General features: G+C 36.5%; 14 protein-coding genes. 5 read left to right on the top strand and 9 right to left on the bottom strand.

What is annotated here, in order from left to right; genetic code table 11:
• Nucleotide 1: 1 nt before the first annotated feature.
• The 5 genes from dinB (at nucleotide 2) to OPU68_RS08055 (ending at nucleotide 7,715) form a co-directional block, all read left to right on the top strand.
• Nucleotides 2-1,144 carry a DNA polymerase IV gene (gene dinB, locus OPU68_RS08075; protein WP_498473509.1) on the top strand — a complete coding sequence of 381 codons (1,143 nt, stop codon included), beginning with the start codon at nucleotides 2-4 and terminating at the stop codon, nucleotides 1,142-1,144.
• A 7-nt stretch (nucleotides 1,145-1,151) separates the two neighbouring features.
• A complete protein-coding gene (locus OPU68_RS08070; RefSeq protein ID WP_498473508.1) occupies nucleotides 1,152-4,235 on the top strand; it encodes a DNA polymerase III subunit alpha in 3,084 nt (1,027 codons plus the stop codon).
• Between the two features lie 607 nt (nucleotides 4,236-4,842).
• Nucleotides 4,843-6,045, top strand: a complete 1,203-nt coding sequence (locus OPU68_RS08065; protein ID WP_498473507.1) for a di-heme oxidoredictase family protein — start codon at nucleotides 4,843-4,845, stop codon at nucleotides 6,043-6,045.
• Between the two features lie 6 nt (nucleotides 6,046-6,051).
• The gene (locus tag OPU68_RS08060) at nucleotides 6,052-6,498 is read left to right on the top strand and encodes a QcrA and Rieske domain-containing protein (RefSeq protein WP_168638749.1); all 447 of its coding nucleotides are present in this window, start codon (nucleotides 6,052-6,054) and stop codon (nucleotides 6,496-6,498) included.
• The gene (locus tag OPU68_RS08055) at nucleotides 6,495-7,715 is read left to right on the top strand and encodes a hypothetical protein (protein WP_168638750.1); all 1,221 of its coding nucleotides are present in this window, start codon (nucleotides 6,495-6,497) and stop codon (nucleotides 7,713-7,715) included. The genes OPU68_RS08060 and OPU68_RS08055 overlap by 4 nt, the downstream gene beginning before the upstream one ends.
• 13 nt (nucleotides 7,716-7,728) lie before the next feature.
• Here the strand turns inward: OPU68_RS08055 and OPU68_RS08050 are convergent, their stop codons facing one another.
• From OPU68_RS08050 to OPU68_RS08010, 9 genes are all read right to left on the bottom strand, one after another.
• On the bottom strand, nucleotides 7,729-7,857 hold the full coding sequence (locus OPU68_RS08050; protein WP_498473506.1) for a hypothetical protein: 129 nt from the start codon (nucleotides 7,855-7,857) through the stop codon (nucleotides 7,729-7,731).
• Between the two features lie 11 nt (nucleotides 7,858-7,868).
• Nucleotides 7,869-8,450 (bottom strand): DUF1345 domain-containing protein, encoded by a 582-nt coding sequence (locus tag OPU68_RS08045; RefSeq protein WP_498473505.1) that lies wholly within the window; start codon nucleotides 8,448-8,450, stop codon nucleotides 7,869-7,871.
• Between the two features lie 388 nt (nucleotides 8,451-8,838).
• Complete coding sequence (locus OPU68_RS08040) at nucleotides 8,839-9,033, bottom strand: hypothetical protein (RefSeq protein WP_168638752.1); 195 nt, start codon at nucleotides 9,031-9,033, stop codon at nucleotides 8,839-8,841.
• Nucleotides 9,034-9,483: 450 nt separating this feature from the next.
• On the bottom strand, nucleotides 9,484-10,275 hold the full coding sequence (locus OPU68_RS08035; RefSeq protein ID WP_498473504.1) for a phosphatase PAP2 family protein: 792 nt from the start codon (nucleotides 10,273-10,275) through the stop codon (nucleotides 9,484-9,486).
• 187 nt (nucleotides 10,276-10,462) lie between these two features.
• A complete protein-coding gene (locus OPU68_RS08030) occupies nucleotides 10,463-12,511 on the bottom strand; it encodes a heavy metal translocating P-type ATPase (RefSeq protein ID WP_028123477.1) in 2,049 nt (682 codons plus the stop codon).
• Nucleotides 12,512-12,545: 34 nt separating this feature from the next.
• Complete coding sequence (locus OPU68_RS08025; RefSeq protein WP_028123476.1) at nucleotides 12,546-12,998, bottom strand: MgtC/SapB family protein; 453 nt, start codon at nucleotides 12,996-12,998, stop codon at nucleotides 12,546-12,548.
• A gap of 11 nt (nucleotides 12,999-13,009) precedes the next feature.
• A complete protein-coding gene (locus OPU68_RS08020; RefSeq protein WP_498473503.1) occupies nucleotides 13,010-14,740 on the bottom strand; it encodes an LTA synthase family protein in 1,731 nt (576 codons plus the stop codon).
• Nucleotides 14,741-15,114: 374 nt separating this feature from the next.
• The gene (locus OPU68_RS08015) at nucleotides 15,115-16,011 is read right to left on the bottom strand and encodes a cation diffusion facilitator family transporter (protein ID WP_498473502.1); all 897 of its coding nucleotides are present in this window, start codon (nucleotides 16,009-16,011) and stop codon (nucleotides 15,115-15,117) included.
• Nucleotides 16,012-16,037: 26 nt separating this feature from the next.
• On the bottom strand, nucleotides 16,038-16,859 hold an 822-nt coding region (locus OPU68_RS08010; RefSeq protein WP_498473501.1), incomplete at its 5' end, for a bestrophin family protein.

Here is a 16,859-nt window from a genome sequence, read left to right as displayed (position 1 = left end):
TATGGAAAGAGCAATTGCGCATATGGATATGGACACGTTCTTTGTCTCCTGTGAACGGCTAAAGAACTCAATATTAGAGAAAATGCCGGTCATCATTGGAGGTGGCGACCGTGGCGTTGTGGCGTCATGCTCGTATGAGGCAAGAGAATTTGGTGTTCGTTCGGCAATGCCCATTAAGATGGCTTTGCGACTGTGCCCGGAAGCCAGAGTGATCAAAGGAGATATGGAATATTATTCCAATATGTCTCATCTGGTGACAGAGGTCATTCAGGAAAGAGTACCCGTGTTGGAAAAAGCCAGTATTGACGAATTTTATCTGGATCTTTCCGGAATGGATAAATTCTTTGGGTGCTACCAATGGACAAACGAAATTGCGGATGCGGTTACAAAGAACACAGGCCTGCCGATAAGTTTTGCATTATCTACCAACAAAACGGTTTCTAAAATTGGTACCGGAGAATCCAAACCTATTGGCAGGTTTGAGGTAAAGGAGGACAATATTCAAAACTTCCTGAATCCTCTATCGATAAAAAAGATTCCGATGATCGGACCTGAGACCTTTCAGCTTTTCTCACGGTTAGGAGTAAAGACTATAGAGACCCTCTCTGAAATGCCGGTCGATGTATTGCAGGAGTTGGTCGGAAAGAACGGCACGACCCTTTGGAAAAAAGCGCATGGAATCGATGAAACCCCTGTCGTTCCCTATTCTGAAAGGAAATCAATATCCACAGAGAATACATTTTCTCAGGACACCATCGATATTCAGAATATCAGAAGTGTGTTGTCGGGAATGGTAGAAAAGCTCTGTTATCAGCTAAGACAAGAAAAATGGTTGGCCTCAACGGTTTCCATCAAAATCAGGTATGCAAATTTTGATACAGAGACCAAGCAGTGCAGTATACCTTATACTTCGGCAGATCATACTTTACTCAAGTATGTATTGGAACTTTTCAAAAAAGTATATACCCGAAGAATGAGAATCCGATTGATAGGTGTCAGGTTTACAGGTCTGGTTCATGGACTGCATCAGATGGATCTTTTCGAGGATACAGAGGAATTGATATCATTGTATCAGACCATGGATTATCTCAAAAACAGGTTCGGAGCATCCAGTATTGGCAGGGCGTCTGGATTATTAAATTAAACAATGTATGTTTCTCAACTGCCACACTTATCACAGCCTGCGATACGGAACCATCTCTGTTGAAGACCTGGTTCAGCTGGCTGTTGACCACAAACTAAAGGTTTTGGCACTAACAGATATTAATACGGTCACAGGTATCTATCAATTTTATAAACTTTGTCAGGGACGAGGGATTAAACCGATCGTTGGGGTCGATGTGCGGGTTAATAATGAGCAGTACTTCGTCTGTATTGCCAAAAATCCAAAAGGCATTGCAGAGGTCAACAGGCTTTTGACGGCATACAATTGTGATGGCATTGAAATTTCCAGAGCTAATCCCGATCTGGAAAATACATTTGTTATCTATCCTGTACAAAATATGCCCGAAAAACTGTTGGAACATGAATTTATAGGAATAAGACAGGATGAATTAAACCTATTGTTCAATCCTGAATTTAAGGCTCTGATTCATAAAATGGTCATATTGCATCCGGTGACCTTTAAGACGGAAGAAGAATATGAACTGCATAAGGTTTTGAGGGCAATAGCAGGAAACACCCTGTTCACCAAATTAACAGAAGATGATCATTGTAAGAACAATGAGACCTTTATCGGTAAAAGACAACTGTTGGAGAAGTATTGTCAATATCCTGAGATCATTGAAAATACCAAATATATTGTCAATGCTTGCAGCTTCGATTTTGACTTTAAAACACCAAAAAATAAAAAATATTATACCGATAGCAAAGAGAATGATTTCAAATTGCTGACACAATTAGCCTATGAAGGATTGGAAATGCGATATTCTGTTGACAATATACAGGCAAAGGCAAGAGTTGAGAAAGAGCTTGGGATTATTGATCAATTAAATTTTTGTGGTTACTTTTTAATTACTTGGGACATTATCCAATACAGCAAACAAACAGGATTTATGCATGTGGGACGAGGAAGCGGTGCCAACTCCATTGTCAGCTATTGCATTGGAATTACTGATATCTGTCCTTTGGAACTGGATCTTTATTTTGAAAGATTTTTGAATCTTAACCGAAAGACACCTCCAGATTTTGATATCGACTGGAGCTGGATGAATCGGGATACCATACTAGAATATATTTTTAACAAATATGGAAAAGACCACGTCGCTTTTTGCGGCACTAATGTGGAGTTCAAGAGCAGATCAAGATTTAGGGAGCTTGGAAAAGTGTTTGGGCTTCCCAAAGACGAACTGGATCAACTCTCTAAAAAACCGAAAGATCAGCATGATCAGAATTCTATTGTCCACGAGGTATATAAATATGAAAGATTGCTTATAGGTTTTCCTAATCAAAGAAGCATGCATTCCTGTGGAATCCTGATTTCTGAGGAACCGATCACTAATTATTCTGCTTTAGAGTTCCCACCAAAGGAATTCCCGATCGTACAGTTCGATATGCATACGGCTGAAGAAATAGGCCTTGAAAAATTTGATATCCTCTCACAAAGAGGATTGGGAACCATTAAAGATACAGTCAAGTTGATTGAGGAAAAAAGAGGGATTATTGTCGACATTGAAGATACAAGGATTTCAAAGAATGAGACCAAGTGCAATGAATATCTAAGTATCGGGAAGACCATAGGTTGTTTTTACATAGAATCCCCCGCAATGCGTGGATTATTAAGAAGATTGAAATGTGAAAACTATAAGGTCTTGGTTGCAGCCTCATCTATCATTCGTCCAGGAGTGGCACAGAGCGGAATGATGCGCGAGTATATCTTCCGACATAACCATCCGGATCAATTTGAATATTTCCATGAGGTCTTTGAGAAAGAACTCGGTGAGACGTACGGGATTATGGTGTATCAGGAAGATGTGATCAAAATCGCTCTTCATTTTGGTGGTGTTTCTGCTGAAAACGGTGATGTTTTACGCAGGGCAATGAGTGGTAAAGGCCGTTCATTATCTGCCTTGCAGAAATTAAAGGATGACTTCTTTGAATCCTGTAAGAAAAAAGGACATCCTGAACAATTGTCCCAGGAAGTTTACAGACAGATCGAATCTTTTGCAGGATATTCCTTTTGTAAAGCCCACTCTGCCTCTTATGCGGTGGAAAGTTATCAGAGTCTTTATCTAAAGGCCTACTACCCTATTGAATTTATGGTATCAGCTATCAATAATGGCGGTGGATTTTATAGAACAGAAGTTTATGTGCACGAAGCTAAAATGGCAGGAGCGACCATTCACAATCCTTGTGTCAACCTCAGTGAAATTCAGACGACGGTCTATGGTACTGATGTGTACTTGGGATTTTTGCACATTGAAAAGCTTGAAGCTGCGGTCAAGCAATTTATTGCTGAAGAACGAAAAAACAATGGAGAGTACAAATCGCTTGAGGATTTTGTTAAACGAATAGCCATTGGTATTGAATCATTACAGACACTCATTTTTATTGGAGCCTTCAGGTTTACAGGAAAACAAAAACACGAACTGCTGATCGAAGCCAGATTCTTATTATCAAAAGGTCAGTATAAAACTAAGATCATTTCTTTATTTGATGAACCTCAAAAAGATTATAAATTACCAATTATTGAAAAGAATAAATTTGAAGACGCTTTTGATGAAATTGAAATCTTAGGCTTTTCTGTTTCCTTCTCTATATTTGACCTGCTTAAAACAAAATACAGAGGCCACGTTCTGGTAAAGGATCTTTTTAAATATCATAAGAAGCAGGTCAAAATGCTAGCCTATCTGATTTCAAGAAAACACGTTCCCATTAAAAAGAAAAATCATCCCGGAAAGAAGGATTATATGTATTTCGGGACTTGGATCGATGCCGAAGGACAGTATTTTGACACAGCTCATTTCCCTGATAGTCTCAGAAGGTTTCCGTTTAAGGAAGGCGGTATCTATCTTCTATTGGGAACCGTTGAGGTAGATTATCATTTTCCGACCGTTACCATCACAAAAATGGCAAAGATGCCACTGATCGCTGATCCCCGATATTCGATGGATAAGGAAAAATCACTGGAAATAGAAAGGAGTCTTCGGGAAGATGTGAGTGTTACTTTTAGAGAACCTTATCCACAGGAACACGAAATTGAATTGCCTCGTAAGAAAATGGGATATTATTTTTAAAACAAAAATTATTATTGGAATTTGATATTCAAATAAATGAATTATAAACTCATTTTAATTTGTATTATCTAAAGAAGAAATTTCTCCGATATCTTCCAGAACTCTCACCTGGAAACTTATGTCTTAACAGATCATACATCTTTTCACAATCAGGACAAGCCTATCGAGGTCTACAAAGTACTTGGTGAAAAGTTAGATGATGCAAATTTTTTAGATTATGTGGTTGATCTGAATGCGCCTAATAAATATGGATTCTATCCTTATGCATCAAGCGTTGCTTTCAAAGATTTTCTAAAAATGAAATGATGAATTTTATATCTCTTTTAAAAGGTGAAAACCATTAGATATGACTTTAGATTAATTATGGCTATAATTAAACCAGTATCAAAAGCTAAAAGAAAAAATTATATGAATGCTGAAAAAATATTCTGACAGGGATCTCTATTGTCAGGAATTTTGACCTATTGCGGGGTAATAACTATTCCGTCGTGTTTGTAAAACCAAGATACTGAAATTTACTACGTCTTGAAATATTTTAATAAAAGTTAGGCATATAAAAACTAAAAAGTTAGATTAGTCTAATATTTATTATATTTGTAAAAAAAATATGAGTAAGAGATATATAACTATTATTATAATTTTCTATCTTCTTTTTCTGATTGTACAAGCCTGCGATAAACTTCAGCCTGCAGCGATAGATGAGAGTGAATTACTGGATGGTTCCATTGGGGGATTATCTTATGCTGAAAACCAACAATTTCTGAGAGGTGATATCGCCTTTAACGATGAAATTTTCACAGTGGGGAAAGGTCTTGGTCCTACCTTCGTGGCAACAAGTTGTGGAAGCTGTCATGCTGGTGATGGAAAGGGAACTCCCTTTACTACGCTTACACGTTTTGGACAGATTGACGAAACAGGCAATTTATTTTTGCATTTAGGTGGTCCTCAATTGCAAAATAGGGCGATACCGGGTCATACTCCGGAAGCAATTCCTCCCGGAGCAACATTTTCAAAATTTACACCGCCTGCCAATACAGGATTAGGTTTTATTGAATTGGTTTCTGATATGGATATTTTGGCAATGGCTGACCTTTTTGACACTAATAATGATGGCATCTCAGGAGTCCCCAATTATATTCAGCTTCCGGCATATCAGGTACCATTCTCCTTTGCTGTACCAAAAGGAGGGAAGTATATCGGAAGATTTGGTAAAAAGGCATTCACATACAGTTTACTACAACAAACCGTTAATGCTTACAATCAAGACATGGGCATTACTTCAACTTTTAATCCTCAAGATGTTTATTCGGGAATGAATATTGATCCCGAAGTTTCTGATAAGACCATCGTCGATGTTGTATTTTACCTTCGTACATTGAAAACACCTATTCAACGAGATGCAGAAAACAGTACTGTTAAACAAGGAAAGACTATATTCTCTCAGATAAGTTGTAATAAATGTCATGTCCCGGAACTGAAAACCTCATCCTCTTCAATTTCACCATTATCCAATAAAAAGTTTTATCCGTACACAGACTTATTACTTCATGATATGGGTGCTTCTTTGGATGATAACTATACAGAAGGCACGGCAAAAACTTATGAATGGCGTACCCCTGCATTGTGGGGGTTGGGTTTATCCCCAAAATCACAAGGCGGGCAATACTTCTTAATGCATGATGGAAGGGCAAAAAATATAGAAGCAGCAATACAGCTGCACGGAGGTGAGGCTTCAACCAGCAGAACCAAATACACCCAATTGCCATTACAGGAAAAAGAAGCTGTTATTAAATTTTTAAAATCTCTATAATTAATTATGGACAGACTTGAATTTCTCAAAAAATGCAGTTTAGTATGTTTAGGCTTTACTGCAATCCCTCCAATTCTTTCAGGGTGTATAAGCAATAAAATGATAACAGGAACAATTAAGGACGATTATATCATATTGCCTTTAAAGGATTTTACGGATACAAAATATCCTGACAAAAAAATATCTTATGTAATCATTCAAAATGAAGCTCTCAAATATCCCATTTGTGTATTTCGTTTTTCGGAAACTGAGTATGAAGCATTGTGGATGCAATGTACCCATCAGGGTAGCCCGTTACAAGTATTTGGAGATAAGCTACAGTGTCCCGCACATGGTAGTGAATTTTCCAACAAAGGCTTAGTACAAAATGGTCCTGCTGATCTGACCTTAAGAAAATTTCTTATATACAAAGAATCGGATTTTTTGAAAATTTCTTTAAAAAAAACAGTATGAAAAAAATTATCTACCTTATTATAATTTTAATTTTTCAAGAAGCCACAGCACAGATAGATCCTGAATTATTAAAAAGAATACCTGTAGACAGTACTCGCTCTCTGAACATGGATGCCGTATACAAGCGTCCCTTTTTAGGATTAGGGAAAGCACCTGTTTCTATTGGTGGCTATGCGGAAGCCAATTGGCAGCATATCAGCACTGATGGTATATTTGATGGACATCAATTTCAATTACGTAGAATGACACTTTTCGTATCTTCTACAATTTCCTCAAAAATTAAATTTCTGAGTGAAATAGAATTAGAAGAAGGGGGTAAAGAGATTAATATTGAATTTGCTGCCATTGATGTAGAGTTTAATCCTTTGCTTAATTTGAGAGGAGGAATTATTATGAATCCAATTGGTGCTTTCAACCAAAATCATGACGGTCCGAAATGGGAGTTTACCGATCGTCCTATATCTGCTACAGAAATGTTGCCTGCCACATTCAGTAATGCTGGTTTCGGATTTTATGGAAAAATGTATAAAGCCGAGTGGATGTTCGGATACGAGGTTTATCTCTCAGGAAATTTTGACAATTCAATTATTGACAATAATCAAAACAAAACATACTTGCCTGCTGCCAAAGGTAATCCTGAACGTTTTGAAGAAATTAACAGCGGTATTCCTCTTTTAACAGCAAAAATTGCCACAAGACATGAAAAAGCAGGAGAACTTGGAGTATCTTATATGGGAGGTGTTTATAATAAATTTCAGGATGATGGTCTTCAGGTTGACGATAAAAGAAGTGTTCGGGTATTTGCATTGGATTATAATAATACACTTCCAAATCTGGGAACTTTTATTACTGCAGAATGGGCTTGGGTAAAAGTAGATGTTCCGGAAACTTATACACAACAATATGGAAATAGACAACATGGAGGATTTGTAGATATTGTCCAGCCAATAATTAAAAGAAAAATCTTGGGCTGGAAAGATGCGATTGTTAACCTTGCATGCCGTTTCGAATATGTAGATTGGAATGTAGGATATTTTAAAGAAAACAACAGCAAAATTGGAGATAATTTATGGACTATTATGCCTGCAATCAGTTTCAGACCCAATGCACAAACTGTTTTTAGACTTAATTATAGGTTTCAGAAACAGAAAGACATTTTTGTGAACCCTGCAGCAACCACAACAGGATTCAGTTTTGGAGTTTCAACGTATTTTTAATGCTTTAATGCTTTTACTTTAGTTTAAGAAAACTCTGTCTTCTGTACAATCTGTAGTAAATAGTGGCAGCATGAACATTAACAGCCTGAGCGACTAGTTCTACAGATCTTCCACTCTTGAAAAGTCTGTTTAATATCTTCAACTTGTTATTTTTTATTTTTGAAAGAATCCTGCTATAATATTAATAGTAAATGCTACAATAAAAGTATTAAATGCAAAAGCTAATATACCATGTATCCACGCTAACCGCCGTATCCTTTTCGACGTTATTTCTACATCTGAAACCTGAAAAGTCATCCCGATAACAAATGAAAAATAAGCGAAATCAAGGTAATCTGGTTCATTGTCTTCCGGAAACCTCAACCCTTCAGGCTTGATTTTTCTTCCACTGTCATGATCTATATCACAATAGAAAAAATGAGCGTATCTAAGTGTGAATACGGTGTGTAAGAGCCACCAGGATCCTGCAACGCAACCTAAAGGAATAAGTATTTCTGCATAAATTCCCTGATCTGTCTTGCCTGATGTTTCTTTTAAAAGTAAGATGATTGCAAGCAAACTGGCAAAGGCCGCAACAACTACAAAGCAAAATATAAGGGTTCTGCCTGAATCTTGCGCATGAGCTTCATGTTTCACATCTGAAGGATGAGAAGTGAGGACTGTTATCCAGGATAGTATAAGGCTTACAGTGGCGAATCCCAACCAGGTAATCATCAAAGTTATTGATGTTTCCATAGTACTTCGCAACAATAATAAAAATAGCAACGTTGCCGATGCAAGTGAAATATATAATTTATAATGTGAATCCAGATGGTTGATCCTATGAGCTACTATTTTTAGATTTTTTTTAATATTCATATCATCGCAGTGATAGGTTGATTTTGTAATTAAGTATTTGGATCTGGAATATTTTCGTAAAGTGCCAAAAAGCACCAATACTCTTTTGTAAGAATACCGCAATTATAGAGTTCAAAACTAAATTTTATCAATAGCGGTTTAATTAAATATCACCAATTAGAAAGGCGTTATTAAGAAAATAAATTGAAATACAGAATGTATTTTCCATTTATTAAAAAAATATACTGAATTTCGATGAAATTCAGTATATTAAGAACTATGCTATTTACTTCTTACTCTCATCGTGATGTTCTTTCTCATGATGGTGTTCTTTCTCATCGTGATGTTCTTTTTCTTGATGATGCTCCGGTTCATTCGCGTGTTCAGGACCTTCGTGATGCTCCTTGTGCGGATGATGTTCTTTGTGTTCATGATGTTCCGGATGCTGGTGCGTCTCTTTTTTTTGATCTTCGTTACTCATAACGTTTTAATTTAAAAGTGAATACTAATTTATTAATGTTGTTTGTATGTTAAAGGCAAATAAGATGCCAAAATTAAGATACAACACATTGATTTTAAATATCTTACATTATTTTAAAACATATTGATTTGAAACATCTAATTATTATTAAATGCCCCATTAAATACGTGATATGTTAAAATTTTACTCTAAAAAAAATATTATTTTTATCTGTCCATAGTTGACCATTGATCGTTTTAGGAAGTAGATTGATTTAGTTGGTACTTTGATGATATTTAAAATGATGTGTTTTGACAGGATGAAAATATTTCTTAAATCCATATGTTATAAGAGATAGTACCAGGATACCAAAAACTATCAAATAGAATATATCTTCTGAAGAGAGTCTATGCTTTCCCCTCCTGATTATTCGTCTTCTAACTCGTCTTTTAAATCCCATAATATCTCACTTTAAAAAAACAGCTTGTAATTCAAACCAAAACTTTTCTGCCGATAACTCTGCTGGAAATAAGGAGAAATCATAGATAATGTTTTTTCATTTTCACTTTTAAACAAAGTTTTGATCTTAGGATATAACCAATATGCTATTTCGGTGGAAAGAATTCCGATACCGGCACCAGACAGTACATCCGTAGCCCAATGCTTATTATTTATTATTCTATACACACTAGTAAAAATGGCAAACGGATATCCTGAGAGACTGATCCAATAATTGCTGTCCCTATATTCCCTGAACATAAACTGCGCTGTTGAAAATGCGATCGCTGCATGACCTGAAGGAAATGACATATGATTTGACTGATCAGGCCTCTCCCTGCCGATCATTAACTTTGCTGGAATAACTATCGCCGAAGAAATAGCTTGCGATGTTGCCAAAATAATCGTGCGATCCTTTAAATTATGTTTCCCCTGAACCCCCGCAACGTTTAATCCATAAACGATCGCAACAGGTACAAATAAAGTATAGTTGTCTAATTTTGAATTGTTTAATCTGTGATCGCTTACTTCCCTTCTTAAATTATAATCAAATTTTTTGATTTCAGGAATTGCAAAACCAATTGCACCTGCAGATATTAAGCTAACCGGAACAATCATTTTTTTATAATCCAAGGTATTATCTCTTATTATTAAAGAATCTTGTTGAGCAGTTTTTCGTAATGACAAAATATCCTGAGCATGAATACTTACAGAAAATTTGAGTAAAATGATCAGTATTGTAGTTTTTTTTACAGAAGTCCACATAAAAATAATATTTCTAAGTTTTTAATGTCGTATCAAATACTAATAGTTTCCAACTTTATATCATACCATTTGATGTAAGTTACCTGTTCCCATAAAGTATGGGAACTCAATCTATTGATATGACTTGAGAAAAATCTTTCTTAGAAATGTAATATTCTAACGAGACAGAACACTACATTTTGCTCTTTTAAAATTTCATTCTTTGAATTCTAACTGCATTCAGTATTGCTATCAAAGCAACTCCCACATCAGCGAATACTGCTTCCCACATCGTAGCAAGGCCACCAGCTCCGAGTACAAGTACGATAGCTTTTACGACAAAGGCAAGAATGATATTCTGCCACACAATTCTTTTGGTCTTCTTCCCAATATTGATTGCCATAGGTATTTTTGATGGTTTATCGTCCTGGATCACAACATCGGCAGTTTCGATGGTTGCATCGCTACCAAGTCCACCCATTGCTATTCCAACATCACTTAATGCTACAACAGGCGCATCATTTACGCCGTCACCAACAAAAGCTACACTTTCATTTCTAGCTTTGATTTCTTTTACCTTGTTGACCTTATCCTCCGGAAGCAGGTCTCCAAAAGCATTGTCAATACCAATTTGTTCTGCCACATACTTTACAACAGTTGTTTTATCACCGCTTAACATAGTCGCTTTTACATTCAAACTATGAAGTTTTTCAACTGCTTGTTTTGCATCGTCCTTGATTCGGTCGGCAATGGTAATGAAACCTGCAAATTTCCCATCATAAGCAATTGCTATGACCGTGTATACAATTTTGGAAGGATCTACATCATAACTGATATTGAATTTATCCAGTAGTTTAAAATTACCAACCAGGATTTCTTTTCCATTAGCTCTAGCTTTAAGACCATGCCCTGCAATTTCTTCAGTATCCTCTAAATTGATTGAATTGTTGATTTCTCCTACAAACTCATGAACAGCAGTAGCAACAGGATGGGTACTTTTACTTTCAACAACATTGACCAATTGGAGAATCTCATCCTTATCAAATTCCTCTTCAATGGTAACGTCCTGAACTTTGAAAACACCCTCCGTCATAGTTCCGGTTTTATCCATTACCACATTCTGAATCTCAGCGATTTTATCCAAAAAGTTGCTTCCTTTAAATAGAATACCGTTGCGGCTCGCGGCTCCGATACCTCCAAAATAGCCAAGCGGAATAGAGATCACCAATGCACACGGACAAGAGATCACTAAGAATATCAATGCTCTGTACAACCAATCTCTGAAAACATAATCATCAACAAAGAAATAAGGTACAATGCAAATCAAAACAGCTAACGCTACTACGATCGGTGTATATATTCTCGCAAATTTTCTGATAAAAAGTTCAGTTGGAGCTTTTTGAGCTGTTGCATTCTGTACAAGTTCGAGGATCTTGCTGAGTTTGCTGTCCTCATAAGCCGTATTAACCTTAACCAAAGCTACACTGTTCATATTGATCATTCCGGCTAAAACTGTTTCCCCTTTATTTTTAGAATCAGGTTTGCTCTCTCCAGTTAATGCTGCGGTATTGAAAGACGCAGAATCGGAGATCAGTTCTCCATCCAATGCCAGTTTTTCACCTGATTTTAGCTGAATAGTATCCCCGATTTTTGCTTCGGCAGCTTTGATTTTTTTAGGCTGATTATTTTCAATAATCGTTACCTCATCAGGACGTTGATCTAAAAGAGCCTTAATATTGGTCTTAGCTCTCGACACAGCCAGAGTCTGAAAAACCTCTCCTACTGCATAGAACAACATAACCGCTACTCCTTCAGGAAATTCTCCGATAATGAATGCTCCAATTGTTGCAATGCTCATAAGGAAAAATTCTGAAAACACGTCACCTTGTTTGATACTCTCAAAAGCCTCTTTTAAAACAGGTAGACCTACCGGTAGATAAGCAACACCGTACCAGACAATTCGTACCCAGTCTTTAAACCATTCCGGTTTGATGTAATTGTCCAGTGCAATGCCAATTAATAAAAGTACCAATGAAATAATCGCAGGCAAGAACATCTGAAAAGCCGTTTTATCAGTTTCTCCATGATCATGTCCATCATCATCTGAATGTTGATGCTCTTCCTTTTTTTTCTTTGGAATGCGGTCTCCGTCTTCTTCAACTAATTTTTTTGCTCCGGCATTTTTATAGATTTTGCCTTCTTGCGGAGTACAGCACAATTGCTTACCATTCTCGTCGTAGGTGTGTTTATGTTCCATAATAATATTTATTTAATGATTGTAAGGTTACGTGTTATATATCTTTATCGGGTTGGCTTCCTAATTTTATAATTTTTTTGTACCAGCCAAATTTGTTAATACTTAAGATAAACAAGGTTAGAACGGTTGCTAAAAATGATAACAGAAACATATTCAGCGCAAGTGCAGATCCTATTGCCGATGCAGCCCATAAAGCTGTGGATGTTGTAAGCCCCTGCATACTTTTGGAACTATCTTTAAATGCCAGTCCTGCTCCGATAAATCCTAAACCGGCAGGTATCGCAGCCAACATTCTTGCTATTGCAGATTTGTCATCTGTTAAATGAGAGGCAACCGCCACAAATAGACAAGAAGCCATACACAGAACGCCAAAAGTACGAACTCCGGCATCTTTGTGAGCCGTTTCCCTTTCGAAACCTATTAATGCACCAAAAAAAAGTGCTAATAATAATTTTCCGGCAAGTAAAAGTTCAAATTTTATATCCATTTTACATCACGTTATCTAGTTGTGGTTATATTTACCTTTTTTATCTGCTTCTGTTTTAATCCGTCATTCTTGAAAAGATAGTAGGCTGACTGATAATTTGCTATCGCCTTTTTCACATACTGCTCAGATAGCATCTCTGGATTTTGTTTATTATTCTCCTTATCATACAAATACGTCTCTGTTTTTTGCTGCGGACCTAGAATAACCAATTTGTTGTTTTCCATATATCCGAGTTTCTGATAGGTACTTACAAATATTCTTGGAGTATAAGTTTCGCTTAAAACATTTTTACCATAAAGATTACTCTCATACGTCCATCCTAAAAGTGAGAAAAGTGTTGGATACAGGTCGATCTGAGAGCACATTTTTTCAATTCTGAATGGTTTCTTGTTGTTCAAGTTGACAATCATTGCTGGGATATGATATTTTGCAACATCGATGTCGTTTTTGCCGGCACTACTCGCACAGTGATCAGCAACAATGATCACAATCGTATTTTTGTACCAGGGTTTATTCTTTATCTTTTTAAAAAACTGCCCGATCGCATAGTCAGTGTATTTCACGGCTCCTTCCCTTCCCGATCCCGAGGGTATATCGATCTTTCCTTCGGGATATGTATAAGGTCGATGATTGGAAGTGTTCATTACAAAATCATAGAATGGTTTGCCTACTGCAAATTTTTGATCCGCCTGCTTGATCACCTGATCATAAAGATTTTCATCACTAATACCCCAGGCATTTTCAAAAGTGACCTCCTTGTCTTCTATTGATATTCTTGGAGACTGATAATCTTCCCCTACAAAAGAATTTCTTTTCCGGTCAACAATTGTGTATCCATTATTACCGAAATAATTATTCATATTATCAAAATAACCATCACCACCATATAAGAATGAAGTATCATACCCCTTTTGACTGAAGATCGATCCTACAGTGGTCACATTATCATTTTCTTTCCTGCGGACAATACTATTCCCCGGTGTAGGCGGAACGGCAAGTGAAAGTGCCTCCATTCCTCGCACGGTTCTTGTTCCGGTAGCATACATGTTGGTAAATAAAATGCTTTGATTGGCTAATGAGTCCAACGTAGGTGTCAGATTCTGGTTGTTGCCAAATGTTTTCATAAAGTCTGCACTGAAACTTTCCAATGTGATCATAATAACATTGGGCTTCTCATAGGAGTCAGCTCCCTTAATGTTACGTAAGATTGAGAAATCATTTGATAAGTAATCTGAGTTAGATTCCTGGAGATCAGTTCTCACAATATTAAACGCCACCCTATTATCGATGAGTTTATAGAAGTGTTCATAATTGATCTCGTTATTTTTATATGCAGAAAAAAAAGAATAGATTCCTGATTTTGACAGCTCATTCCTATATCTGTTTTCACTATTCTCTGCTAAACTGTTGTCAATAAAAAATGCGTAAATGACTGAAATGAAAAGCAATCCGAAAAAGATAAAGAATCTTTGTAAAAAAGGTGTACTGCCCTTAAAATTATCTGTGAAGTAATGCCTTTTATAGAAAAATAAAAATACCAAAGAGGTCATTATTAACATGGCCGTAATGAGCAATGGCAAAGGATATGATTCATTAATATTATTGATTACTTCATAGGTATAAACCAAATAATCAACTGCAATAAAATTAAACCGACTTTCAAATTCCTGCCAGAATGTTACTTCAGCAAAAAATGAAAACAACAATATAAGCACAGCTACAGTAAAACAAAAAAAAGTCATAGCTCTATTGAAAAGCGAATTATTATACTTCTGAGGAAATAAAAGTAGGTATAGGCTGTACGGTAGCACAAAAAACACCCCTACCCCTATATCAAATAAAAATCCCAGAGCAAATACATTCAGCAATGAAAGAAAACTGATCTCTGCCTTTTGAAGACTGGCAATAGAAAATCCTATCCTGAGGACAAAGGAAAAAATTATATATAATAAGAAAAAATTAATGAGCAGGCTATAAGTGCTTCGCGTAATTTTAATTAGTTTCATAAACAAGCTTTATAAGTGATTACACCATTAATTCTTTAGAAATCAATTTTCTTTGATAATGAACTAATCATTTAGATTTCATTCATTTTCAATCTACTCTGATCGTTCATCTACAAGTGTATTTCAGTTTCATCATAACCTTCATATTCGATCTGAAAAGTGGTATGGGTTATTTTAAAATCTGTCGTTGCTTTATCTATTAATATTTGCAGGAGTTCATTGCGATTTTTGTTATCATCTGCAACAACATGTGCACTCATGGCATTAACGCCTGATGTAAGCGACCAGACATGTAGATCGTGGATTTCCTTGATTCCCGAAAGTTCTTCCAGTGAAGATCGAAGCTTGCTGATATCTACATCTTTCGGTGTACCTTCCAGTAAGACATTAACCGCTTCCATAAGCAGCTTCAAGGTTCTGGGAATGATCAATAGACCTATAGCCGCAGAAATGATCGGATCTGCATAATACCACTGTGTTGTCAGCATGATCACGCCCGCGACCATTACTCCTACCGATGTCAGCATATCCGACAAAACTTCAAAATAAGCACCTTTCATATTAAGACTTGCGTTGGAATCCTTTCTGATGATAAGGATACCGATGATATTCACCACAAGTCCAATTCCTGCAACAATCATCATGGAGCCACTTTGTACTTCAGGAGGATTTTTAAATCTCTGAAATGCCTCGTATAAAACAAATATTGAAATACCCAACAGAACAACAGCATTGATCACAGCAGCCAAAATTTCTGTTCGATAATACCCAAATGTCTTTTTAGGACTTGCCTTTCTTTCACCAATTTTGATGGCAATAAATGCTAAGAGTAAACCGACAACATCTGTTAGCATATGCGCGGCATCTGCTAGTAATGCTAGACTTTTTGTTGCAATGCCTCCAATGACTTCAGCTATCAGATAAGTCCCACTAAGTGCCAGAACGATAAGTAAGTTTTTCTTATGCCTACTAGATGCTGATACAATCTGTTTATTTGTGTCGCTCATAATTATACGTTTTTACTAGATTGACTCTACATTTCGAAGTAAGTATTGTTTTCTTTTTTAACAGGAATTTCTTTCTCTTTGATCATCTGTAGAATATTGATTTCGATGGTTTGTGCAATAGACGTCATTGGCGTATCTACAGGTGTATTCTCGAAAGGATCCTGCATGATGATCGCTGTTTTCTCAATGGATATAAATATCAGAGGAATAATGATCGTTGTAATAATTTCTAAAGTAAGCTGGGAATCTTCCAGACCGAAAGGAAGGATAAATGCAAAGACATAAATCAGAGTGTGGATAAGAATACTATACGCCCTTGGAAATACTGTATTTTTTAATCGTTCGCATTTCCCCATATTGTCACAAAGCCTCATGATAACTTCATTGAGCTGAACTTCCTTAAAATCAGAAATCAAACCTTTTTGAGCTATTTGTCTAACGTGATAAGAATGTTCATCCAAAATTGCATTGGGTATATTGACCGCATCAATTTGATGCGCATTCAAATACTCAACTACTTTATTGGAAAATGGCTGTTTTCTTAATGCTTCACCCAACGCATAAACCCAGACGATTTGTCTGTCTGCAAATATTTTAACGTCCGCACCATCTTGAGGGACGAACTGATTTACTAAGCGGATAAAAGATCTTGAATCATTGACGATGGCTCCCCACACAGTTCTCGCTTCCCACCACCTTTCATAAGACTGCGCCGTCCTGAATGCAAGAAGCAATGAGACAGCAGTTCCAAGAATTGCGGGAATACTTAGGGGAATGGTTATTTTAGTGAAGATAGGATGCAGATCCAGCAAACCTGTACCTACAGCCAGTATAACAATCAGTAATAT

This window comes from Chryseobacterium sp. TB1-D10 (assembly GCF_059803555.1).
This window is presented reverse-complemented; position numbering and strand designations above follow the sequence as displayed.